The following is a 22,851-nucleotide window of genomic DNA, read 5'->3' as shown; positions in this document are numbered from 1 at the left end:
TCACGATCTTTTCGCAGAGGTGAAAAATCGTGAACAGGCTCTCAGACCTTGAACCGGTCCATGGCCGCCTCCTGGCTACTGGCCAAGGCCTTGAGCTTCTCCGCCGACTCGGCTGCCACCCCCACCAACCGCATGCTCAGCTCAGCCATGCGCGCCATCTGCTCCATGTTCTGCGCTATGGTCTGACTGGCCGTGCTCTGCTCGTTAGTAGCCGTGGCAATTTCGCTGATATGCCTGCCTGCGGTCAGCGCGGCAGAATTGATCTCGCCCAGTGAACTGGCGGCTCTCCGGGTGTAATCGGAACACCGTCCCGTCAAATCCCCATGGTGCGCCATGGTATCGGTGGCATTGCGGGTTTCGCTTTCTATGGCCGCTATAGTTGCGGTGATTTCCTGGGTAGCCAGCGTGGTACGCTCCGCCAGCTTGCGGACCTCATCAGCCACCACAGCAAAGCCTCGGCCCTGCTCCCCTGCCCTTGCCGCCTCGATGGCTGCATTCAGGGCCAGCAGATTGGTCTGGTCGGCGATCTCGCGGATGGTGCCGGCAATCTTGCCTATCTCGGCCGAGCGCTGTCCCAGCTGCCCTACCACCTTCGCCATGGTGCCGGTGGCCTCGGCCAGCCTGTCCATCTCGCCAGCCGCCTCGCTGGCAACCGAACCGCCGCCCGTAGCCAGCTCGCACGTTGTCCGCGATTGCCCTGCTGCTTCCCGCGCCTCACCAGCGACATGGCCTATGCTGGTACCCATCTGCTCCACCGCCGCGCTGACAGCTTCGGCCAGCTGGCTTTGCTGCATGGCAGCCGCCCTGGCTTCGGTGGCTGCATTGGCCAGTTGCATCGATTCGCGCAGCACCTCACTGGCTTCACCATGCATATCGACCACCACGTGGCGAAAATGCTCCAGCAAGGTATTGAACGAGCGCGCCACCATGGCAATCTCGCCATCGCCATTGACCGGCATGGCGACGGTGAAATCTCCCGTCACCACGACCTGGTCGGCACGCCTGGCCAGCTCCTGGGCAGTAAGCGAAATACGCCGTGCCACCAAAGCCGCCACGCTACCGATGGCAAAGAAGCCCGCCAGCACCGCCAGACCGACACTACCTATGCCCTGGTCTATTTTTCCTGCCAGCTCATCTACCGGCACAGTGACTTGGACCACCCCGCGTACATCCCCCACTTTCCAATCCTTCTTGGGTGAGTCGGGCCGGGCGTTATGGCAAGCCACACACCCCTCCTGCATCCTGTCGGCGACGGCATATCGCGCATAGGTCTTGCCATCCCGCTTTTCTATGATGGCCTGCGGTACATCCGGGGCCTTTTCCAACGCATCCAGCGACTTCAGCTCAAACGCATCGTACTTCTCGGTGGGTGCCCGATTCGGGAAGGGAAAACGGCTGTACAGCCGTATCGACATGCCAGGATGGTCCTTCTCTATGCTCTCCCCCAAGGTTTTTACCAGGGTTGCCGGCAGAGGTAACGTCCCCTCGGAGGTGGCAAAATCAAAGTTTAACTGCATCCCTGCCTTCTTGGCGCGCGATGCAATCTCCTTGGTATAGAAGGCCCTTAGCGTTGTCGTCTGGCTGGCTACCGCCTGGGCGGTACGTATGCCGGCCGCCTCTACCGTGCGCTCGCGGACATGGCTAAGTATGGCCATGACCAGCAACAGTACGGCAATACCCGCCAATACCACAGGTATCAGCAATTGCCTGGCCAAACTACCTTTGCTGAAGGCAAACATGGAGGCCCCCTTTGTATGTCGGGCTGCTATTGCAATATAATATATTCCATGTTTAGACCATATTCCGAACCTTCACAGTCCCGTCAATCGGCAACTTCCGATTCCCCTGCATCTGTATAGAGGCTGGCAGACGAACCCAGTGGCTCTTAGATCACGCCCAGGCGCAACCGGCTAGCCAGGGGTCTCTGCTTCTGGCTTGGGGTCCAGATGCTGTACCAACCGGTCCAGGTTGGCGGCAATCTGCCTCAGCAATATCAGTTGCTCGTCTGTGGTTGTTGCTTTTGGCTGATCGCGGCTACGTCGCAAGGCATCGCGCGTAGCCAGTATCTGCGTGCGGAACTGATGCGCACCGATGATACCGATCAACTGCATTTCACCATTGGCGTTCGTGCTCTGCCCTGCAGTCTCGAAGCGGAGCAAGGACAGATTGAACTGCCGCAGTATCGGACCTTCGATAAAGGTCACATCCTGGATGTTTTCCAGCGGTATGGTCTTCTCCACCTGGAACAATATGCCCTTGCGGAAACGCAAGGTACGGCTATCCAGTTCGCAGTCCAGCTTGTCGTAGTAATGGCGCGCCCACCACTGGCCCACGCCACAGAACCAAATAACGGCCAACGGGATGCCCACCACGGTGATCAGCAGCAGAAAACCCACATAGCAAACCAGATAGGGACGGATCAAGGTATTGAATACGGCACGCACCGGCACCTCAGCCGGATTGACCGAGGCAGGGACAGCTTGAGTTGAGGACATAAGTTGGAATGCTCCAGGTTAGAACTGCAGGAGCATAGCCGATCAGCCGCCTTCCAGCAGGCGCTTGTAACTACCGTCAGCCTTGAGCAGTTTCAGACCTTGATTAAAGCGCGCCAGCAAGGCCGCGGAGCCCGGATTGTTGCGCGGGGCGATCAGCGCCAGCTCAACAACCTGCACCGGCTCGGCGGCCCGCTCGAAACGCCCAGCCAATGCGACCTCCTCGCTGACCTTGCTCATCAATGCCTCCAGCGCGGTAAACCCATCCACCCGCCCCGCAGCCACCATACGCATGCACCCGGCCAGGTCTGCCGGCCGCTCCAGTCGGAACTCGCCCCGGTTGACGGCAGCGGTCACACTGCTTTGCGCTGGCGACCCCCAGCCATGAGGCACGCAGAGCGAACGTCCCTTGAGGGCGTCGGGATTGCCCAGGTCAAACTGCTTGCCCGGCAAGGTATACAGATAGCTCCCACCTTTGAAAATGGGCTCGGAGTAGTGGAATTCCAGCTCACGCTCGGGCGTATGGATATAGGGGAAAGTAGCCAGGTACTGACCACCCAGCACCATGACAAAGCCGCGCTTCCAGGGCAGTACATCTATCCTGGGTGTCTCGCCCATCCGCTCGAATGCCGCGCGCACCACCCGCACGGCGATACCGCCGCCGGGCATGGCCGTATCGGCAAATGGCGGGTAATCCGTACCCGTGACCAAAGGCAGTGGCGGTCCCGCCTGGGCACCAACCGATAACAGCAGCAACAGGGCGCTGCCGGGCTTCCACCTGGAGAATATTTTTATCATGTCCTACCCGTTTTAGCCGACCAACTACAGGGCAGCAAGTCCGCTACACGAGCGGGTAGGCCATGGGACTCAGCGCCAAGCTCGACGCATAGACGGCAGTTCAGGCACCTGCCACCATCATCTTCTCCACCAGTATCGATCCCACCCGCTTGCTGCCACGCATCTCGATATCCGAGCCTATGGCTACGATACCCATGAAGATGTCCTTCAGATTGCCGGCGATGGTGACCTCCTCCACCGGATGGACTATCTGGCCGTTCTCCACCCAGAAACCGGCTGCACCGCGCGAATAGTCACCGGTAATGCCGTTTACGCCCTGTCCCAGCAACTCGGTCACATACAAGCCCGTGCCCAGCTGCTTGAGCATGTCGCCAAAATCACCGGCAGTGGGCCTGACCAGCAGATTATGAGCGCCCCCGGCATTACCGGTACTGCGCATGCCCAGCTTGCGGGCTGAGTAGCTGCCCAGCAGCCAGCCATTGAGCACACCGTCACTGACCAGCTCACGCTGCACGCAGGCTACTCCCTCGGCATCAAAGGCCGAGCTCGCCATGCCGCGCGGCAGGAATGGGTCTTCAGTGATATTGACGATGGAAGAAAACACCGGCTTGCCCAGGCTATCGAGCAGGAAGCTGGCCTTGCGGTACAAGCTGCCGCCCGATGCTGCCGATATCATGTGGCCAATCAGGCCGCCAGCCAGGCTGGGGTCGTACAAAACACGGTAATCACCGGTCTTGATACGGCGAGCCCCCAGACGTGCAATGGCCCGTTCGCCAGCCTGCCGACCGATTGCCACGGCATCCTCCAGATCACTGGCGGCACGGGCGACGCTATACCAATAGTCGCGCTGCATGGCGTCGCCTTCCTGGGCGATGACGGCAGCAGAAATCGAATGGCGCGAGCTGATACCCGGGCCGATAAAGCCATGCGAGTTGGCATAGACCGACTGCCCCACATGGCTCGATACCGTCGCCCCCTCGGAATTGCTGATGCGGCTGTCAACTGCCCTGGCGGCAGCCTCACAGCGCTGTGCCAGCGCAATGGCCTCCTCTACCGAACAATCCCAGGGGTGGTATAGATCCAGATCGGGAAACTGGGTGGCCAGCATATCGGGGTCAGCCAGGCCGGCACAATCGTCTTCCGCCGTATAACGGGCAATGGCCAGCGCCGCGCTTACCGTCTGGCTCAACGCCTGGGGAGAAAAGTCCGAGGTGCTGGCGTGGCCCTTGCGCTGGCCCAGGTAGACCGTGACACCCACACCTTTGTCGCGGTTGTACTCTATGGTCTCTACCTCACCCAGGCGGACACTGACGTTCTGGCCTACGCCTTCTGATACATCCACATCGCAACTGGTCGCGCCCTGGCGCTTGGCATCTGCCAGTACATTCTCGACCAGCTCGCGCAAGGCAGCCTGGCTATAGGAAAAACCGGATTCGGTAGAGGTCGTCACAGGTATCTCGTTGTTGGAATGGGCGGATTAGCACTGTAGCTCGCAGCAGCGTGCACGGATGGGCGTATGCCCGCCGTCCGGCATCGGAACTGCGCCTTAGTGGCTCACGTCCGGTATCATATCAGCCCGTATGATAACCAAGCTGGCCACCATGTCCCGCAAGTCCCGTTCCGCACCCGATCAAGCCCAAGATATTCAAGCTGACGATGAAATCGAATACGTCAGCAAGTCACAGATGAAGCGCGACGTGGAGGCGCTGCAGGATCTGGGGGTGGAGCTGATAGGCCTGTCCAAGCTGCAACTGAAGAAGCTGGATCTGCCAGACGCCTTGCTGGTAGCCATCAAGGATGCCCAGAAGATCACAGCCAATGGCGCCATCAAGCGCCAGCGCCAGTATATAGGCCGTCTGATGCGCGATATCGATCCGGCACCCATCCAGGCTCTGCTCGATAGCCTGCGGGGCGACAACGACAAGCAGAATGCCTGGTTGCATCAACTGGAGCGTACGCGCGACGAACTGGTCGCGGATGACAAGGCTGTTGCCAAGCTGATCGAGGAACATCCGCAGATCGACATCCAGCAGCTACGGACTATGGTGCGCAACGCCAGGGCAGAACGTGCGGCACAAAAGCCGCCCAAGCACTTCCGCTCTTTGTTCCAGTTCCTCAAGGAACTCTACCCCGAGCCTGCCCTGCTGGCTTCGAGTGATGATGAGGACGACGAGGAAGACGATGAGTAAGCCACTACGTATCGGCCTTGTCTCCATCAGCGATCGCGCCAGCAGCGGTGTCTACGAAGACAAGGGGCTACCCAGCCTGCGTGAGTGGTTGCATGCCACCATCAGCACACCCATAGAGCTGGTAGAGCGACTGATACCGGACGAACAGGGCTTGATCGAATCCACCCTGGTCGCCCTGGTGGATACCGAGGCCTGCGGCCTGGTATTGACCACAGGCGGCACCGGCCCGGCGCCGCGCGATGTCACTCCAGAGGCCACGCTGGCGGTTGCCGACCGTATCATGCCGGGTTTTGGCGAGCAGATGCGGCAGATCAGCCTGCAGTTTGTGCCGACCGCCATCCTGTCGCGCCAGACCGGGGTGATACGCGGCCAGGCACTGATACTGAACCTGCCCGGCCAGCCCAAGGCCATCAAGGAAACGTTGGAAGGCCTGCGCGATACAGAAGGCAAGGTCGTGGTACCAGGCATCTTTGCCGCCGTGCCTTACTGCCTGGATCTGATCGGCGCAGCCTTTATCGAAACGCACGAAGAGCGGGTCAAGGCCTTCCGCCCCAAGAAATAGCCGCGCAGTCGGGTGGCCCCAGCCCGCCCAGGGCAAGCTTAACTCCACCCAATAACGGGCGCAGTGGCGCTTAGCGCTTCTTGCCACCCACCAATAGCAGCACCACACCCAACGCAATTGCCGAGCCGCTGAGCCATGGCGGGATCACAATGCTCTCCTTCTCCTTGACCGAGAACTCGATCGGTCCCAGCTTGGCGGCGTGGGTTTCCTTGGTGTAGTCGATGCTGCGCTGGGCCAGACCCAGGCTACCAGCCAGAATAAAGACGACGGCGAGTACGCGCAGGATGGTCATGTATTTTCTCCTCTGTTCATGAATCTTCTTTTTCAGGCCAACGCCGCTCAGCAGCAAGCATGGCATGCTCCACAATACTTAGAGCCTGTTCAAAGTCTTTTCGCCTCGTCGTTCGCAACCTTGCCGGATGAAGGGCAAGGCGCAAGCCGCGCAGCGGTACGGGTACCGTCAGCGGCTTGCAACGCCGCCGTTCGCCGGCAAGGCTGCGAACCCGAAGGGCTGAGCTGGAAAACGGCCATTCACTGCGTTGTAGCGCTTGGCAATAACTTGTTATTGCCTGCGCACCACGCCTTGTGCCTGGCCATTTTCCAGCTCAGCCCAGCGGGCCGGCGCACGGCGAAAAGACTTTGAACAGGCTCTTATAATGGGTAGTGAGTGAATCAAGGCTGAATCGGCCAAAAAGCAAAAAGCGCAGCACAGGCTGCGCTTTTTTCCGACTCAAGTCAGATTATCAAGCAGTGGCTTCAGCCCAGTCCAGTATCACCTTGCCCGATTGTCCCGACAGCATGGTTTCAAACCCCTTTACATACTGCTCCACCGGGAAGCGGTGAGTGATCATGGGGCTCAGATCCAGCCCTGATTGCAGCATGGCGGCCATTTTGTACCACGTCTCGAACATTTCACGGCCATAGATGCCCTTGATGATCAAGCCCTTGAAAATAACCTGATTCCAGTCGATGGCCATGGTGCCCGGCGGTATGCCCAGCAAGGCGATCTTGCCACCGTGGTTCATGGATTCCAGCATGCCGCTGAAGGCTTGCGGGTTGCCGGACATTTCCAGGCCCACATCAAAGCCCTCGGTCATGCCCAGTTCCTTCATGACATCGGGCAGTTTTTCCTTGGCCACATTGACCGCACGGCTGGCCCCCATCTTGAGTGCCAGCTCCAGCCGGTATTCGTTTACGTCTGTGATCACCACATGGCGGGCGCCGACATGGCGGGCGATGGCCGCAGCCATGATGCCAATAGGGCCGGCACCGGTAATCAGCACATCCTCACCAACCAGGTCAAAGCTCAGCGCGGTATGGGTGGCATTGCCGAAAGGATCCAGTATCGAAGCGATCTCGTCGGGGATGTCGTCCGGAATCTTGAAGGCATTGAACGCTGGAATGACCAGATACTCGGCAAACGCCCCTTCGCGGTTCACCCCCACACCCGTGGTGTTGCGGCACAGATGCACCCGGCCTGCACGGCAGTTGCGGCAATAGCCGCAAGTGATATGGCCTTCGCCCGATACCCGATCTCCGATCTGGTAGCCCTTGACCTCCGAGCCCATGCCGACAACCTCGCCCACGTATTCATGGCCCACATGCATGCCGACCGGGATGGTCTTCTGCGCCCACTCGTCCCACTTCCAGATATGGATGTCGGTTCCGCAGATCGCCGTCTTGCGTATCTTGATCAGCAGGTCGTTATGGCCAACTTCTGGCTTCTTGACGCGCTGCAGGGTAAGGCCAGGGGCGGCCTCGGCTTTAACCAGTGCTTTCATCGCTTGCTTCCCATCGGCAGTCTTGCCGCCGCTCGTGTTGTCACTCGACAGTGTAGAAGGCCTTCTCGTGAAAGACCTCCCAGGAAAACCCAAACTATCCGTTGAGCCGGTCAGATCACGCCCAGTTCCTTGCCTACCAGCGTGAAGGCTGCCACCACCCGCTCGATATGCTCGGCAGAGTGGGCCGCACTCATCTGGGTACGGATACGCGCCTTACCCTTGGGCACTACCGGGAAACTGAACCCGATCACGTACACGCCATGCTCCAGCAGTTTGGCCGCCATCTCGCCCGCCAACCTCGCATCGCCCAGCATCACCGGGACGATAGGGTGCTCGCCCGGCAGCAGGGTGAAGCCAGCGGCGCTCATCTTGCTGCGGAACAGCTCGGCATTGGCCTTGACCTTGGCACGCAGGCGGGCGCCATCGGTCTCCAGGATGCGGAACACCTCCAGACTGGCGGCAGTAATGGACGGCGCCAGCGAATTGGAGAACAGATAGGGGCGCGAACGCTGGCGCAGCATGTCGATAATCTGCTGCCTGGCCGCCACATAACCACCGGATGCGCCACCCAAGGCCTTGCCCAGCGTGCCAGTGTAGATATCCACCCGGTCGGCCACGCCACAGTGTTCTGGTGTACCTCGGCCATTTTCACCAATAAACCCGACGGCGTGGGAATCGTCCACCATCACCAAGGCATGGTATTTGTCGGCCAGGTTGCATACCGACTTCAGGTCGGCGATATAACCGTCCATCGAAAAAACGCCATCGGTGACGATCAGCTTGAAGCGCGCGCCTGCCGCATCGGCCGCCTGCAGTTGCGCCTCCAGGTCGGCCATGTCGCTGTTCTTGTAGCGGTAGCGCTGGGCCTTGCACAGGCGCACGCCGTCGATGATCGAAGCGTGGTTCAACTCGTCCGAGATCACTGCATCGCTCTCGCCCAACAGGGTTTCAAACACCCCGCCGTTAGCGTCGAAACAGCTGGAGTAAAGAATCGTGTCATCCGTTCCCAGGAAGCGCGAGATAGCGCCTTCCAGATCCTTGTGAACCGACTGAGTGCCGCAGATAAAGCGTACCGAGGCCACGCCATAGCCATAGTCATCCACCCCCTTCTTGGCCGCCGCAATCAGGCGTGGATCGTCCGCCAGCCCCAGGTAGTTGTTGGCGCAGAAGTTGAGCACTTCGCTGCCATCACGCAGCCGTATGTCGGCACGCTGGTGGCTGGCTATCACGCGCTCGGGCTTGAAAAAGCCAGCATCCTTGATGGCAGCCAGTTCGGTTTCCAGATGGGTCAGGAAGGCGGAATTCATGGGTCTCCTCGGGTGGGCCTAGTGGGCCGCATAGTAGCCGGGTGGGCAGAAAACAGGATTTTACACCGACCCGCCACCGCCTGCCTCCTGGCAAATGGCTGCTTAAAATTTCAGCATTGATTTATAATATAAATAGGTATCCGCAGTACCATATCCTCTACATGGGGGATAGCGCAGTCTTCACCCGCTCTGGCCATATCTATCGAAGGTGGCCGCCGCGATGTGCCGATTGCAAGGAGAGCAACATGATCAACTCCGTCGCAACCATCATGCGCCGCATGAGCTATCCGGCCCGCTTTGGCCTTATCGGCGCAGTATCCGCACTTGCCCTGGTCTATCTGGGCTACAGCCTGTACCGCACCAATCAGGACAATGTCGATTTCTCGGCCAAGGAGCGACTGGGCGTTGCCTATCTGGAAAGCACCCTACCCTTGCTGGAGGCACTGGTACAGCGCCGTAACCTGACCGCCAGCCCCGACGCTGCCGCCCAGTTGACGGACAGCGCCAGCCGGATCGAGACCGGCCTGGCCAAGATTGCCGCCAGCGAGCAGCAGATGGGCAGCGATCTGGTGACCACCAGCGCCTACGGCGAAATGAAAAGTGCCTGGCTGGCAGCGCGCAGCGGCGATGCCAAGCCACCGGCGGAACGAGTGGTGCTCCATAGCGCCGCGATAGATCGCACCCTCAACCTGATGGTGACCGCCTGCGATAATTCCAACCTGACCTTGGACCCCGACATCGATTCCTACTATCTGATGGACAGCGTCTGCGTGAAATTGCCGACACTGGCGGCCAGGCTGGGTGAGCAAACGGCCCTGCTGCTGCGCAGTCTGCACGACAAGGCAGTGGACGATGCATCCCGTACCCGGCTGGTGGAGCTGCGGCCCTTGGTGTTTGATGCGCATGCAGGCATGCGCGGCAATCTGGACAAGAGCATAGGCTACAACAAGGCCATCGCCGCTCAGTTGCAAGACCAGCCGGAGAAACTCAAGGCCGCCATGCTGTCGGTCAGTGAGCATGTCGACGCGGTACTGGGCAATCAGCTTGATGCCGACACCACGGCCGTGCAACAGCGCGGCAACAGCAGTGCAGGCCAGGCACTGGCCTTGACACTGGCTGGCAGCAAGTCGCTGGATGGCCTGCTGGTGGCCAGACTGGATCGCATCGCCACGCAGCGCAACATCTATGTCGGTGCCAGTGTGCTGGCCCTGCTGGCTATAGCCCTGCTGTTTGTAGCGCTGTATCGCTCCATTACCAGCCAGCTTGGCGGCGAGCCCTTCCAGGTAGAGGGCATCGTCAAGCGCATTGCCGAAGGCCGCCTGGATACCACGATTCCGCTACAAGCCGGTGACCAGAGCAGTCTCCTGGCCAGCATTGCCCAGATGCGCGACCAACTGCGTGATCTGGTGGTAGAGATGCTGCGCCTGGCGGAGCAATCGACCCAGGCCGCCCAGCAGCTTGCACAAAGCGTGGAACAAGTCGCCCATGCCAGCAGCACCCAGAGTGATGCAGTAGCTGCGGCCGCCGCAGCGATTGAGCAACTCAGTACCTCGATCGTACATGGCGCCAGCAACGCCGATACGGCTTGCCAGCAAGGGCTCAGCAGCAATGAGGCGGCAACCGGGGGCAGGACCGTGATACGCCAGTCCATAGGCAATATGAATACCATTGCGCAGGATGTCGGGCTGGCCGCCCGCACCATCGAGTCACTAGGCCAGCAATCGGCCGCCATTACCCAGGTAGTCAGCGTCATACGTGATGTCGCCGACCAGACCAACCTGCTGGCCTTGAATGCCGCCATCGAGGCCGCCCGGGCAGGCGAGGCCGGACGCGGCTTCGCCGTGGTGGCCGATGAAGTACGCAAACTGGCAGGCCGCTCTGCCACTGCCAGCAGCGAGATTGCCAACTTTGCCGGCGTGATACGCCATGCGGCAGAAGAAGCCGTAAGCCGCATGCAGGTTACTGTGCAAACGGTAGAGGCCGGCCGGCATGATGCCGATGCCGCCAACGGCGCTATCGAGCGCATCCATCACACCACGGCAGAAATGGTATTGGCCATCAAGGCCATAGCCGAAGACCTGCTGGAACAACGCAGTGCCAGTCAGCAACTGGCCCAGCATATTGAATCCATCGCCAATATGAGTGAGTCGAATGCCAACTCCGCCGGCGAGGGTGCAACGGCGGCCAAGCAGTTGCACAAACTATCGAGCCAGTTGGCCGAGACAGCCCGGCACTTTACCGTCTGACCCGGCGTGGAGGCCCCCCCAGCCAGGGAGCCTGTTCACGATGTTGCCCAATAGCACGCCAGCTTGAGTGCATTGCACGCAGCCAAGCTGGCTGGCTTCTAGTCGGCATCCACCCAGCCGAACACCGCCTGCCAACTATTCCCGCCGCATAGGCAAAGCGCGGCATGCCTGCTACTCTGCGCTCGCGTCGTCCTTAGAGCCGCTAACAAAACCCTTCTGGCGTTGTTGTGCGAGCTTGCCGTACACACGTACTGTCTGCTGCGCGCGCCTGCGCTCGCACGCCTAGCCAGAACCGCTACGCTGGGTTTTGTTAGCCGCTCTTATGCAGACGACATCAAACACGATGGAGTCCACCATGCGCTCTCTGCTTTGCCTGCTGCTTGCTGGCAATCTGCTTACCCTGCCCGCTCATGCTGCCGCCGATATTTCCGAAGGCTCAGCCTTATCTGCCCTGGGCGTAGCCAGCGTCGTCGGCGGTTCCGCCGTGGTGGTATCCGAGGGTGCCGAGCTGGTGCTGGAGTCTGCCGAGAAGGTAGGTGACGGTGTCATCTGGGTGTTGCGGCAGACCGGCAAGGGTGCCAGCGTGGTGGTCAAACTCAGTGGCCAGGCCATGGGGGGCGCGTCAGTCGCCGTAGGCCAGGTGATCAAGGTCACCAGCCATGCCAGCGGCCATGCCCTGGTGGCATCTGGCAAAGCCGTGGCATTCATCCCCAACGAGGTTGGCAAGTCTTTGCTGCATCAATCCAAGGTGCAATAAGCATCACCGGTAAAAACCCATCGGACACTGCCGTACCGCTGAGAGCCTGCTGCAGGCGCCAGAACTAATGTGCAGCGCAGGTTTTGTTGGTGGCTATCCACCTCAACGGTATTGCCAACCACGGAGCACCGCATGCGTCTCGCCAAACAGGCTTGCACAACCTCGTTTGCCCTGTTCACCGCCACCTGCCTGATGGCCCTACCTGCACAGGCGGGGCGCGGTTGCGACGAGCTGCCTGCCCGGCCCGACCAGCTGCAGCATGCGCTGTCGCTGGCACTCAAGGTACGTACCCGGCTGGAAACCAGCCAGCAGCAGGTCGCCATCGTTGCGCGGGTGGGGCGCGACATGAGCAAGTACGGTCTGCGTTACTCCCATGCCGCGCTGGCCTGGCGCGATCACCCGCAGGGTAGGTGGCTGGTGGTGCATGAGCTCAACGAGTGCCATAGCGACCGCTCCAGCCTCTATAACGAGGGCCTGGGGAATGTTTTTCTGGATGTGGTGGAGAACGAGGCCCTGCTGCTGACCCTGCCTGCACCGCTGCAAGCCCGGCTGGCAGAGCGCTTGCGCCATCCTGGCCGCATGCATGAAGCCCGCTACAATGTGGTGGCCTACCCTTTTTCCACCCGCTACCAGAACTCCAATCAGTGGCTGCTGGAGACACTGGCGGGGGCGCTGGATGATACCGGGCGCCTGAACAATAGACAGGCAGCACAGGAATGGCTCAAAGTGCGCGGCTATCAGCCCAGCGTCATCCGGCTGCGTACCTTCAGCCGCCTGGGTGGACGCCTGTTCAACGAGAACGTGGCCTTTGACGACCACCCGACGAACAAGCGCCTGGCAGGCAAGATTGCCGTGGTTACTGTGGAATCCATTGCGGAATTCCTGCAGGCCCAGCAGAGTTTGATCAGCCGTGAGGTAATCCGGCTGGAATAATCAGGAAAGAGACACGTGCCCTACCTTGACCGGAGCATCCATGCATAACAACAATCAGTTTGATCTGTTCAAGACACGGCGATTCCTGCCCTTGTTCATTACCCAGTTCCTTGGCGCGTTCAACGACAATCTGTTCAAGAACGCCATGCTGGTGATGATCGCCTTCTTTGGCCTGGGCTTTGCCGGCATCAACTCCGCCACGCTCATCAATGCCGCAGCCGGCATCTTCATCCTGCCCTTCTTCCTGTTCTCGGCCACCGCCGGCCAGTTGGCCGAACGCTACGACAAGGCCCATCTGGCACGCTTTGTCAAACTGATGGAAATCGCCATCATGGCGGTAGCCGCTGCCGGCTTTATCCTGCAAAGCGCAGCCACCCTGATGGTGTGCCTGTTCATGATGGGCGTGCATTCAGCCCTGTTTGGCCCACTCAAGTATTCCATCCTGCCGCAGTACCTCGACGAGCGTGAATTGTTGGGTGGGAATGGCCTCATTGAGATGGGGACCTTCATCGCCATCCTGCTGGGCCAGATCGGTGGCACGCTGATTATCGAGAGCAATAAGGAGAATGCCTCCTTGATGGCTGGCGCCATCGCATCGGCCTGCGTTGCCGTTGCCGTACTGGGCTACCTCAGCAGCCGCGCCATGCCACCGGCACCGCCGCAAGCCAAGAACCTGAAGATCAACTGGAATATCTTCACCGAGACCTGGCACATCATTCGATTGAGCCGCCGCAATCTCACGGTATTCCATTCGCTGATGGGGATTTCCTGGTTCTGGTTTTTCGGTGCCGTCTACCTGACCCAGCTACCCAGCTATGCCAAGGATGTGCTGGGCGGCAATGCCGAAGTCTATACCTTGCTGGTCGCCCTGTTTTCCATCGGCGTGGGGGCTGGTTCAGCCCTGTGCGAAGCCTTGTCGGGCCGCAAGGTGGAAATCGGCCTGGTGCCCTTTGGCTCCATAGGTATGTGCATATTCGGCATCGACCTCTACTTCGCCGCCCCTATGAGCCCTGCTGCACAGGTAGGCTGGCTGGCCTTCCTGCAGGATGCAAGTCATTGGCGCCTGCTGGCCGATATCACCTTGCTCGGGGTGTTTGGCGGCTTCTTCATTGTGCCGCTGTATGCCTTGATCCAGATGCGCAGCGAGCCGGAATACCGGTCCCGCATCATTGCCGCCAACAACATACTCAACTCCTGCTTTATGGTGGTGTCGGCCGTGGTCAGCGTACTGGTGCTGGAGGCCGGCGCGACGATTCCGCAGTTGCTGCTGATCGTCGCCATCATGAACATCCCGGTCGCGCTATATGTCTATGGCCTGCAACCCGAGTTTCTGATGCGCTTTCTGGTATGGATAGCCACCCACACCATGTACCGGGTCAAGCACGAGGGGCTGGACAATATTCCGGAAGAAGGCGCCGCCATCCTGGTCTGCAACCATGTGAGCTTCATGGATGCGCTGGTCATAGGCGGCGCAGTGCGGCGGCCGGTACGCTTTGTCATGGACCATCGCATCTTCAAGGTGCCGGTACTCAACTTCATTTTCCGTACTGCCGGCGCCGTACCCATAGCCCCAGCCAAGGAAGACCCAGCCATGAAGGAACGCGCCTTCATGAAGGTGCAGGAATACCTCTCCCAAGGCGAGGTGGTCTGCATCTTCCCCGAGGGTAAGATCACCTTTGATGGCGAACTGAATACCTTCAAGGCAGGGGTGCAGGAGCTGGCCCAGCGCAGCGGCGCCCCGGTGGTGCCCATGGCCTTGCGCGGCCTGTGGGGTAGCTTCTTCAGCCGCAAGGACGGTAGCGCCATGGTCAAGATGCCCCGCCGCTTCTGGTCGCGCATCACCCTGGCCGCAAGCCAGCCCGTGCCAGCTGCCGAGGTCAATGTGGAAGACCTGCAGCAACGCGTGCTGGCATTGCGTGGCAACAGCAAATAAACACAGCCCGCAGCCACCAAGCCGGGCTGATTGAACCTTCCATCCCAGGCCCGATCTGCCAAGGCAGTCGGGCCGTTTCATTACCGGAATCATCAATGCAACCTGCCACCCTGATACGCCAGTTGCTGGCTCCCTACAAAGCCCGCATCGTCTATGCAGCCATGGCGCTGGTGCTCGCTGCCGCGTGCATGCTGCTGGTAGGCCAAGGGCTGCGGGCCGTCATAGACCGGGGCTTCGTCGCCAGCAACCCTGCCCTACTTGATCAGATATTGCTGGCCCTGTTTGGCCTGATCGCCATCATGGCGGCCGCCACCTACGCCCGGTTCTACTTTGTCTCCTGGCTGGGTGAGCGTGTCACGGCCGACCTGCGCCGCAAGGTATTCGATCACCTGTTGACCTTGCCGCCGTCTTTCTTCGAGACGGGCCGTACCGGCGAGGTGATCTCGCGCCTTACCAACGATACCACCCAGATCGAGACCGTTATCGGCTCATCGGCCTCGATGGCCTTGCGCAATGCCTTGCTGCTGGTCGGTGGCTTGGTCATGCTGGCCATCACTAGCCTCAAGCTGACCTTGCTGGTACTGGTGGGGGTGCCACTGGTAGTGGCCCCTATCCTGCTGTTTGGCCGGCGGGTGCGTAAACTGGCCCGTGCCGCGCAAGACAAGGTGGCCGAAGTCAGCAATGTCATTGATGAAACCGTGCATGAGATACGTACCGTGCAGGCCTATGGTCACGAGGGTAGCGACAGGCAGGCCTTTGCCGACCGGGTGGAGGCCACCTTCGGTGTCAGCCGGCAGCGCATACGCCAGCGAGCCAGCCTGATTGTGGTGGTGATGGTGCTGGTGTTCGGCGCCGTTGCCGCCATCTTGTGGGTAGGCGGGCACGATGTGCTGGCAGGCAAGATCAGCGCCGGCCAGTTGTCCGCCTTTGTCTTCTATGCGGTCATCGTGGCAGGGGCAGTAGCCACCATCTCGGAAGTCATCGGCGACATTCAACGCGCCGCCGGGGCGCTGGAACGCCTGGTAGAACTGCTGGCCACCCGCCCGGACATCGCCGAACCGGCCCAGCCTGTACCATTGCCGCAGCCCTCCTCCGGCGAAGTGGTGTTCGGCTCGGTCACCTTCCACTACCCGAGCCGGTCGCAACAGCCTGCCCTACAGGATTTCAGCCTGCAGGTAGCGCCTGGCGAGAAAGTGGCCCTGGTGGGGCCATCCGGCGCGGGCAAGAGCACGGTATTCCAGCTATTGCTGCGTTTTTACGACCCCGCCCAGGGCGCCATACGGATAGATGGCGTCGACCTACGCGATGCTAGGATCCACGAACTACGCCAGCGCATCGCCCTGGTATCGCAAGAGGCCGTGATCTTTGCCATGAGCGTGCTGGACAATGTGCGCTATGGCCGGCCCGACGCCAGTGAGGACGAGGTTCGGCAAGCCTGTGAAGCGGCGTTTGCCAGCGAATTCATCGTGCAGTTGCCAGAGGGCTACCACACCAATCTGGGTGAGCGCGGTGTGCGCCTGTCGGGGGGGCAACGCCAGCGTATCGCCATTGCCCGTGCCATCCTGGCCAATCGGCCCCTATTGCTGCTGGACGAAGCCACCAGCGCGCTCGACAGCCACAGTGAGCGCATGGTGCAGCAGGCGCTAGAAACCCTGATGCAGGGACGCACTACCTTGATCATTGCCCATCGTCTCTCGACCGTGCTGCACGCCGATCGCATCGTGGTTGTGGACGGCGGCCGTATCAGCGCCATAGGCAGCCATGCCGACTTGCTGCAAAGCAGCCCGCTGTATCAGCGGCTGGCCAGCCTGCAGTTTCAGCAATAGCCGCCGGCTGGGAAACCCAGCCCTCAGGAAATGACATTGTCTTGACAATATCGCATAAGTGTGTCGTTTACCCACCTTTATCAGTAAAAGATGGTATTGAATATTTCGAGCAGTTGCTCGATCTGCTAGCCTAGCGGCGAGGTCACGGAGATGGCCCGATGCAATAACTACCGGAGACACTCCCCTATGCGCATTGGTATCGCCACAGACTCTGCCTGCGACCTACCACGTAGTTTTCTCGACAAGCACCACATCGTCATCCTGCCGGTCTCCATCAAGGGCCCCGGTGGCGAGTTCGTTGACAACCGCCTGCCAGAGGAAACCCAGGATTTCTATAAATCGGTAGCCGAAAATGGTGACGCGGAGTTCGCTACCCGCCCCTTCAGCCCCGATGAGATCCGCGACCTGTTCCTGAGCCGTCTGGTACTGGAGTTCGACTACGTCTTCTGCATCACGGTGATGAAGACCCGTAGCCTGATCTTCGAGAATGCCACCCATGCCTCGCTCCGCATACTCAGCGACTATCGGCCCATCCGCGAACAAGCCAACGTCAAGGCGCCATTCTCTTTAAGGGTGTTTGATAGTGCCAATGTCGCCACTGGCCAGGGCTTGGTGGTGTCGGAAGTCGCCCGCATGATCGCGGCCGATGTCTCCACCCTCGATATCATTCGCCAACTGGACAAACTGACCCAGCACACCCAGGCCTTTCTGGTGCCGTCCGAACTGGGCCAATTGCATAGCCAGGCACGCCGTCGCGGCGACAAGAGCGTGGGTTTCCTCACCTATGCACTGGGCTCGGCGCTGGATATCAAACCCATATTGCGCGGCTACCGTGGCGACACCAACCCCGTCGGCAAGATACGGGGCTTCGAGGCCGGCTGTAACAAGCTGTTCGAGGCCGCCCGCACGCTGATACGCGATGGCGGTCTGCTGGCCCCCACCGTCAATGTCAGCTACGGCGGCGACCCTGCCGTCGTCGAGCAAATGCCGGGCTATGTGGCCCTGCTGGCCGATGCCCGCCCCCGCAACATCAACGTCTATCTGTCCGAGATGAGCAGCACGGCCTGCGTCAATATCGGCGTGGGCGGCTTGTCGCTCGCATTTGCCTCAGAGAAGGAAGTGCGCTTCGACTAGCCCCTTTGCGGGTACAAGGCAGAAAGCCGCGAGATTTCGCGGCTTTTTTCATGGGATATCACCTGCAGCGACAGCCCGCATATGGGCTATATGTAAATGGTGCCTACCTGCAAGATTGATCCATGTCCCCTCACGAACCACCGCACAACAACCTTATCCTGATAGTGGACGACCATGCCCCCTTGCGGCAATCCATCAAGGGCATCCTGACGGAAATGGGCTATCAAGCAGTGGAACAGGCCAGCAATGGTCGCGAAGCCATCTCTGTACTGCAGCAGCATTCTGTTGCCTGCATAGTCAGCGACTGGAACATGCCAGGCATGGATGGCCTGCAGTTGCTGGAATGGGTACGCACCAATCCATCTTCGGCCGGTATACCCTTCATGTTGCTAACCGCCGACGCCACCCGTGATCGCATCAAGGCTGCCCTCCATCGAGGTGTCAGCGACTATCTGGTCAAGCCTTTCACCAGCCAACAATTTCGGCAGCGCTTCCAGCGACTTATCGATGGCGAGGCGCGGGCACCACAGGCACCGGTCGAGCGCGCCGAGGTGGTCGGTTTGCCGCCACGGGATGTAGATGGCAAGCGCAAAACCATCCTGATCGTTGACGACGTCAAGGACAATATCGAAGTGACCGCCGGCCTGCTGGAGCAAGACTACGGCATCAAGGTTGCCATCAGCGGCCAGAAAGCCCTGGACATCGTGGCCAAGCAGGCGCCCGACCTGATACTGCTGGATGTGATGATGCCCGGCATGGATGGCCACGAAGTCTGTCGCCGCCTCAAGCAGGATGAAGCCACCAGGCATATCCCCATCATCTTCATGACAGCACGTGATCAACCCAGCGATGTGGCCGAGGGGCTGGAGTTGGGTGCAGTCGACTATGTGGTCAAGCCAGCGCACCCCACTGTGCTGCGCGCCAGGGTGCGCACGCATCTTAGGCTGGCGCAGCATCTGGTTCAACTTACCGAGCAATCCGGCACCCTGGCAGAGCACGCCCATTTGCGTGACGAGGTGGAACGCATAGGCAGGCATGATCTGAAAAACCCGCTCACTGCCGCGCTGCAGGCCAGTGAATGCCTGCTAGACGACCCTGGCCTCGGCCCCAGGCAGCGGGAACTGGCGCGGCTAGCGACCGACGCGACCCGGCAAGCCATAGAGCAGGTCAACCGCACCCTGGATCTGTTCCGTATCGAAACAGGCACCTTTGTGCTGCAGGCACAGCCATTTGACCTGGCCGACTTACTGGTACGTGCCGCGCGGGAAACCGAGACCAGCTTTCTGGCCAAAGGCATACGGATACAAAACCTGGCTGATGCGGCCCACGCCAATTGGGCGCTGGGTGACAGTGGCCTGACCGCCAGCCTGCTAGGCAATCTGCTGCGTAATGCCGCCGAGGCCTCGCCCGACAATGGGGTCGTCACCGCGCGTTTCGGTCTGGACGACAAATGGCTGACGCTCAGCCTGCACAACCACGGTGCCATCCCGCCTGAACTCAGGCAGCGCTTCTTCGACAAGTACGCCACAGCTGGCAAGGTAGGTGGCACGGGCATAGGCACCTACTCAGCCCGGCTTTACGCCAGGGCACAGAACGGTGAGCTGCTATTTGAAAGCGACGATGCTGGCGGCACCACGCTGATACTCAGCCTGCCCGCCGCACCATCAGGCAGCAACAGCACCCCATGAGCAAGCTCCTCCACGCCCTCAGTCCGGCCTGCAGCCGGCCCATGGGCTGGATAGCCAGGCTGCGTGAACGCCAACAGTCACAGCTACGGCAGCTGCGGCAACAACAGGAGCGCATCCACGCCGTATTACCCATGGCCGTATTCCAGTTCCAGTTGATCGGTGATGAAGGCCGCTATCTGTATGTCAGCCCCAAGGTGGCCGATATACTGGGCGTGGAGGCGCGCGAGATACTGGCGGATCACCGAAACCGCTGGCGCAATGTTCCACCGGAAGAGGCCCGGAACTGCAAGATGAAGGCCTTGCACGCCGCCAAACAGGGCATAGGGCTGGAGTACGAGCACAGCCTGGACATGTTTGGGGCCGCACGCTGGGTGCGCGCCTATGCCGACCCATTCAGGCAAGCGGATGGCAGTATGGTGTGGAGTGGTTACTGGATGGACATCACCGCACAGCGCCGCCAGACCTGGGCCCTGCACGACGCCCGAAACCAGGCAGAACAGGCCACCGCCGCCAAATCCATGTTCCTGGCCAATATGAGCCATGAGATACGCACCCCGCTGAACGCCATCATCGGTATGTCTTACCTCGCATTGGAGGGAGAGCTGGCTGCAGCACAGCGCACCTATATCGCGAAGATCCACAAGGCCGGCAATACCTTGCTGAACCTGATCAACGACATACTGGACTCCGCCAAGATCGAATCCGGCCAACTCCGGCTTGAGCAAGTGCCATTCGAATTGCAGGAAGTCCTGGAAGATCTGCGCGTGGTGACGCAATACCTGGCCGAGAGCAAGGGATTGACTTACCGGCTGCAGGTGGCCGACACCCTGCCCCACTATTTGCTGGGCGACCCTTTGCGCCTGGGCCAGGTGCTCATCAATCTGCTCAGCAATGCCATCAAGTTTACCGAGCGTGGAGAAGTCGCACTGACGCTCGATTTATTGGCGCAGCAGCCTGGACGCATCCAGATACAGGGCACGGTAAGCGACACCGGCATAGGCATGACGGACGAACAGGCAGGCAAGGTCTTCAAGGCATTTACCCAGGCAGATGGCTCTACCACCCGCCGCTATGGTGGAACCGGGCTGGGGCTTTCCATCAGCCGGGAATTGATTGCCCTGATGGGTGGTGACATCCGGGTGGAGAGCAAGCCCGCGCAGGGCAGCCGATTCATCTTTGATTGCTGGCTGGGCCAGGCCGATGGCGCGCTGCCCACCAGGCGCCACGCGGCGCCGCAAACTGTAAAACAGCTACCTGCATCAATGGCCGCAGCCCACACCGGCACAAGGCCATTGGCGCAATGGCAGGATCAGCTGGATCGCCTGCTACAGTTGATGGAAGACAGTGACCGTGAGGCCAACCGGCTGTTCGCCAGCCTGGCTGCGGATATCGCCACCAGCTTCGGTAGCCGCCCATGCGAGGATGTTGGACACGCCCTTGCTGAATTCGACTACGATCAAGCGCTGGAGGCCTTGCGCACCGCCATTCGGGCCAATACACCTGGTTTAGGTTAGCTTTAGGAAATTGTTAAGGAAGCCGGCATCAGCCCAAACAGCGTTGCCTGATACACTGCCCTTTCACTTAGCCCCGGTCGAAATCACACCTTTCCGCCCAGCCTGCCGCCATGGACAAGACACCGAATATCCTGATCGCAGACGATTACCACCAGATGCGACTGGCGGTACAGCATGTCCTCAACGGTATGGAACTGCACAACCTGCACGCAGCCAGCCAGGGACTGGAGGCCAAGCACATACTGGAATCCGTTCCCATACAGCTGGTCATTGCGGATTGGAACATGCCCGGCATGACGGGCTACGAACTACTGTGCTGGTGCCGCAACGACGGCCACTATCGCGACGTGCCGTTCATCCTGCTCACCGCCGAATCGGGCAGGGAGTTTCTGGGTAAGGCCATCGAGGCCGGTGTCAGCGACTATCTGGTCAAGCCATTCACGGCCGCCACCCTGCGCGCCCGTATCGTCAAGCTGCTGGGTAAATCGGTAGAACCGGCGCAGACGGTGTTGCCCAAAGCAACGCTGAAACCCCTGCCCATGCCTATGCCCTTGCCGGCAGAAACACCGGTGCTGGGCCTGGATGCCCCCAGTGAGGAGCGGCTTTCACGGGCGTCGGTACTGGTAGTGGATGACGTGGCCACCAATATCGAAGTCATCGCCGGCATACTCAAGAGCGAATACGCCATCAAGGTGGCCATCAGCGGTCGCAAGGCGCTGGAGATAGCCAATGGCCCCAACCCGCCCGACCTGATACTGCTGGATGTGATGATGCCCGAGATGGATGGCAACGAAGTGTGCCGCCAGCTCAAGGCCAATCCGGCCACCCGTGATATACCGGTGATCTTTCTGACAGCGCGCGACCAAGCTGACGATGTGGTCGATGGCCTGGACCTGGGCGCGGTTGATTACGTGGTCAAGCCGGCGCAACCCGCCATACTCAAGGCACGCATCCGCACCCATCTGCGCTTGAGCCAGGCCCGTCGCGACCTGACCAGGCAGAACCAGGTACTGTCCGACAATGCCCGATTGCGCGACGATATAGAGCGCATTACCCACCACGACCTGAAAAACCCCATCAGCGCCATCGCCCATACGGCCGAACTGCTGCTGCTCGACAGCGACTGGCCCAACGCCCAGCGCGAACGGCTGGAACTCCTGGAGGGCGCGGCACGCCATGCGCTGGACATGGTGACCCTGTCACTGACCCTGTACAAGATAGAGCAGGGCCAGTTCCAGGCCGAAACCACCCGGCTGGCACTGGGCAAGCTGCTGGATACCGTGGTACAGGAGATCAAGGTGCAGTTTGCCTGGAAGCCAGTAGACATAGTGCTGGACAGGCCACTGGAACAAAATGCCGTGGCCGAAGCGGCGCTATGCCGCTCCATCTTTGCCAACCTGCTGAAAAATGCCGTGGAAGCCGCTGCAGACGATAGCGTGGTGCGCATTGTTCTGACCCGCGTCGGTGGCGAGTGCCTGGTTGAAGTGATGAATCAGGGCGCCGTACCCACCAGCATCCGGCCGCGCTTCTTCGACAAGTATGTCACCCATGGCAAGTCCGGTGGTACTGGTCTGGGCACCTATTCAGCCAAGCTGCTAACCGAAGCTCAGGGCGGCCATATAGACCTGATTTGCGACGATACCCAGGACAGCACCCAGGTCTTCGTCTATCTCCCAGCCGCAGACTAGCGC

The 22,851-nt window shown here is 60.3% G+C and carries 18 protein-coding genes; 11 read left to right on the top strand and 7 right to left on the bottom strand.

Going from position 1 to position 22,851, the window contains the following annotated elements; genetic code table 11:
• Positions 1 to 41: 41 nt before the first annotated feature.
• The 4 genes from QWZ03_RS18965 to pmbA form a co-directional block, all read right to left on the bottom strand.
• Positions 42 to 1,739: a methyl-accepting chemotaxis protein gene (locus tag QWZ03_RS18965; protein WP_290334185.1), complete on the bottom strand. Its 1,698-nt coding sequence runs from the start codon at positions 1,737 to 1,739 to the stop codon at positions 42 to 44.
• Between the two features lie 171 nt (positions 1,740 to 1,910).
• A complete protein-coding gene (locus QWZ03_RS18960) occupies positions 1,911 to 2,495 on the bottom strand; it encodes a PH domain-containing protein (RefSeq protein ID WP_290334184.1) in 585 nt (194 codons plus the stop codon).
• A gap of 42 nt (positions 2,496 to 2,537) precedes the next feature.
• Positions 2,538 to 3,290: a substrate-binding periplasmic protein gene (locus QWZ03_RS18955; RefSeq protein WP_290334183.1), complete on the bottom strand. Its 753-nt coding sequence runs from the start codon at positions 3,288 to 3,290 to the stop codon at positions 2,538 to 2,540.
• 100 nt (positions 3,291 to 3,390) lie between these two features.
• Positions 3,391 to 4,740: a metalloprotease PmbA gene (gene pmbA / locus QWZ03_RS18950; protein WP_290334182.1), complete on the bottom strand. Its 1,350-nt coding sequence runs from the start codon at positions 4,738 to 4,740 to the stop codon at positions 3,391 to 3,393.
• Positions 4,741 to 4,870: 130 nt separating this feature from the next.
• Between pmbA and yjgA the strand changes: the two genes are divergently transcribed.
• Together yjgA and mog are read left to right on the top strand one after the other, a co-directional pair.
• Positions 4,871 to 5,479 (top strand): ribosome biogenesis factor YjgA, encoded by a 609-nt coding sequence (gene yjgA / locus QWZ03_RS18945; protein WP_290334181.1) that lies wholly within the window; start codon positions 4,871 to 4,873, stop codon positions 5,477 to 5,479.
• On the top strand, positions 5,472 to 6,041 hold the full coding sequence (gene mog / locus QWZ03_RS18940) for a molybdopterin adenylyltransferase (protein ID WP_290334179.1): 570 nt from the start codon (positions 5,472 to 5,474) through the stop codon (positions 6,039 to 6,041). Before yjgA ends, mog begins: the two co-directional genes overlap by 8 nt.
• Positions 6,042 to 6,111: 70 nt before the next feature.
• Here the strand turns inward: mog and QWZ03_RS18935 are convergent, their stop codons facing one another.
• The 3 genes from QWZ03_RS18935 to QWZ03_RS18925 all read right to left on the bottom strand — a co-directional run bounded on the left by QWZ03_RS18935 (position 6,112) and on the right by QWZ03_RS18925 (position 9,129).
• The gene (locus QWZ03_RS18935; RefSeq protein ID WP_290334178.1) at positions 6,112 to 6,333 is read right to left on the bottom strand and encodes a hypothetical protein; all 222 of its coding nucleotides are present in this window, start codon (positions 6,331 to 6,333) and stop codon (positions 6,112 to 6,114) included.
• A gap of 451 nt (positions 6,334 to 6,784) precedes the next feature.
• Positions 6,785 to 7,822, bottom strand: a complete 1,038-nt coding sequence (gene tdh, locus QWZ03_RS18930; protein ID WP_290334177.1) for an L-threonine 3-dehydrogenase — start codon at positions 7,820 to 7,822, stop codon at positions 6,785 to 6,787.
• Between the two features lie 110 nt (positions 7,823 to 7,932).
• Positions 7,933 to 9,129 (bottom strand): glycine C-acetyltransferase, encoded by a 1,197-nt coding sequence (locus tag QWZ03_RS18925; RefSeq protein ID WP_290334176.1) that lies wholly within the window; start codon positions 9,127 to 9,129, stop codon positions 7,933 to 7,935.
• A gap of 245 nt (positions 9,130 to 9,374) precedes the next feature.
• On the opposite strand from QWZ03_RS18925, the gene QWZ03_RS18920 reads away from it, so the two are divergent.
• The 9 genes from QWZ03_RS18920 (at position 9,375) to QWZ03_RS18880 (ending at position 22,848) form a co-directional block, all read left to right on the top strand.
• The gene (locus tag QWZ03_RS18920; protein WP_290334175.1) at positions 9,375 to 11,375 is read left to right on the top strand and encodes a methyl-accepting chemotaxis protein; all 2,001 of its coding nucleotides are present in this window, start codon (positions 9,375 to 9,377) and stop codon (positions 11,373 to 11,375) included.
• 355 nt (positions 11,376 to 11,730) lie between these two features.
• Positions 11,731 to 12,132, top strand: a complete 402-nt coding sequence (locus QWZ03_RS18915) for a hypothetical protein (protein WP_290334174.1) — start codon at positions 11,731 to 11,733, stop codon at positions 12,130 to 12,132.
• Between the two features lie 132 nt (positions 12,133 to 12,264).
• Positions 12,265 to 13,065, top strand: a complete 801-nt coding sequence (locus tag QWZ03_RS18910) for a DUF2145 domain-containing protein (RefSeq protein WP_290334173.1) — start codon at positions 12,265 to 12,267, stop codon at positions 13,063 to 13,065.
• Positions 13,066 to 13,105: 40 nt separating this feature from the next.
• Positions 13,106 to 14,998: an MFS transporter gene (locus QWZ03_RS18905; protein WP_290334172.1), complete on the top strand. Its 1,893-nt coding sequence runs from the start codon at positions 13,106 to 13,108 to the stop codon at positions 14,996 to 14,998.
• A gap of 95 nt (positions 14,999 to 15,093) precedes the next feature.
• A complete protein-coding gene (locus QWZ03_RS18900) occupies positions 15,094 to 16,824 on the top strand; it encodes an ABC transporter transmembrane domain-containing protein (protein ID WP_290334171.1) in 1,731 nt (576 codons plus the stop codon).
• Between the two features lie 186 nt (positions 16,825 to 17,010).
• Positions 17,011 to 17,958: a DegV family protein gene (locus QWZ03_RS18895; RefSeq protein ID WP_290334170.1), complete on the top strand. Its 948-nt coding sequence runs from the start codon at positions 17,011 to 17,013 to the stop codon at positions 17,956 to 17,958.
• Between the two features lie 122 nt (positions 17,959 to 18,080).
• On the top strand, positions 18,081 to 19,646 hold the full coding sequence (locus tag QWZ03_RS18890) for a response regulator (protein WP_290334169.1): 1,566 nt from the start codon (positions 18,081 to 18,083) through the stop codon (positions 19,644 to 19,646).
• On the top strand, positions 19,643 to 21,160 hold the full coding sequence (locus tag QWZ03_RS18885; RefSeq protein WP_290334168.1) for an ATP-binding protein: 1,518 nt from the start codon (positions 19,643 to 19,645) through the stop codon (positions 21,158 to 21,160). Before QWZ03_RS18890 ends, QWZ03_RS18885 begins: the two co-directional genes overlap by 4 nt.
• Positions 21,161 to 21,270: 110 nt before the next feature.
• Positions 21,271 to 22,848 carry a response regulator gene (locus QWZ03_RS18880; protein WP_290334167.1) on the top strand — a complete coding sequence of 526 codons (1,578 nt, stop codon included), beginning with the start codon at positions 21,271 to 21,273 and terminating at the stop codon, positions 22,846 to 22,848.
• Positions 22,849 to 22,851 lie beyond the last annotated feature (3 nt).

This window comes from Chitinimonas viridis, assembly GCF_030409555.1.
Classification (GTDB): domain Bacteria; phylum Pseudomonadota; class Gammaproteobacteria; order Burkholderiales; family Chitinimonadaceae; genus Chitinimonas; species Chitinimonas viridis.
Note: the sequence above shows the minus strand (reverse complement) of the source record. Positions and strands in the feature narration are given on the sequence as shown.

Excerpts from the sequence above, each read along its gene's own strand:
- QWZ03_RS18925 (WP_290334176.1), bottom strand. The coding sequence starts at position 9,129 with ATGAATTCCGCCTTCCTGACCCATCTGGAAACCGAACTGGCTGCCATC.
- QWZ03_RS18900 (WP_290334171.1), top strand. The coding sequence starts at position 15,094 with ATGCAACCTGCCACCCTGATACGCCAGTTGCTGGCTCCCTACAAAGCC.
- QWZ03_RS18960 (WP_290334184.1), bottom strand. The coding sequence starts at position 2,495 with ATGTCCTCAACTCAAGCTGTCCCTGCCTCGGTCAATCCGGCTGAGGTG.
- QWZ03_RS18890 (WP_290334169.1), top strand. The coding sequence starts at position 18,081 with ATGTCCCCTCACGAACCACCGCACAACAACCTTATCCTGATAGTGGAC.
- QWZ03_RS18920 (WP_290334175.1), top strand. The coding sequence starts at position 9,375 with ATGATCAACTCCGTCGCAACCATCATGCGCCGCATGAGCTATCCGGCC.
- QWZ03_RS18955 (WP_290334183.1), bottom strand. The coding sequence starts at position 3,290 with ATGATAAAAATATTCTCCAGGTGGAAGCCCGGCAGCGCCCTGTTGCTG.
- QWZ03_RS18895 (WP_290334170.1), top strand. The coding sequence starts at position 17,011 with ATGCGCATTGGTATCGCCACAGACTCTGCCTGCGACCTACCACGTAGT.
- yjgA (WP_290334181.1), top strand. The coding sequence starts at position 4,871 with ATGATAACCAAGCTGGCCACCATGTCCCGCAAGTCCCGTTCCGCACCC.
- QWZ03_RS18965 (WP_290334185.1), bottom strand. The coding sequence starts at position 1,739 with ATGTTTGCCTTCAGCAAAGGTAGTTTGGCCAGGCAATTGCTGATACCT.
- mog (WP_290334179.1), top strand. The coding sequence starts at position 5,472 with ATGAGTAAGCCACTACGTATCGGCCTTGTCTCCATCAGCGATCGCGCC.
- QWZ03_RS18910 (WP_290334173.1), top strand. The coding sequence starts at position 12,265 with ATGCGTCTCGCCAAACAGGCTTGCACAACCTCGTTTGCCCTGTTCACC.
- tdh (WP_290334177.1), bottom strand. The coding sequence starts at position 7,822 with ATGAAAGCACTGGTTAAAGCCGAGGCCGCCCCTGGCCTTACCCTGCAG.
- QWZ03_RS18880 (WP_290334167.1), top strand. The coding sequence starts at position 21,271 with ATGGACAAGACACCGAATATCCTGATCGCAGACGATTACCACCAGATG.
- QWZ03_RS18885 (WP_290334168.1), top strand. The coding sequence starts at position 19,643 with ATGAGCAAGCTCCTCCACGCCCTCAGTCCGGCCTGCAGCCGGCCCATG.
- QWZ03_RS18905 (WP_290334172.1), top strand. The coding sequence starts at position 13,106 with ATGCATAACAACAATCAGTTTGATCTGTTCAAGACACGGCGATTCCTG.
- QWZ03_RS18935 (WP_290334178.1), bottom strand. The coding sequence starts at position 6,333 with ATGACCATCCTGCGCGTACTCGCCGTCGTCTTTATTCTGGCTGGTAGC.
- QWZ03_RS18915 (WP_290334174.1), top strand. The coding sequence starts at position 11,731 with ATGCGCTCTCTGCTTTGCCTGCTGCTTGCTGGCAATCTGCTTACCCTG.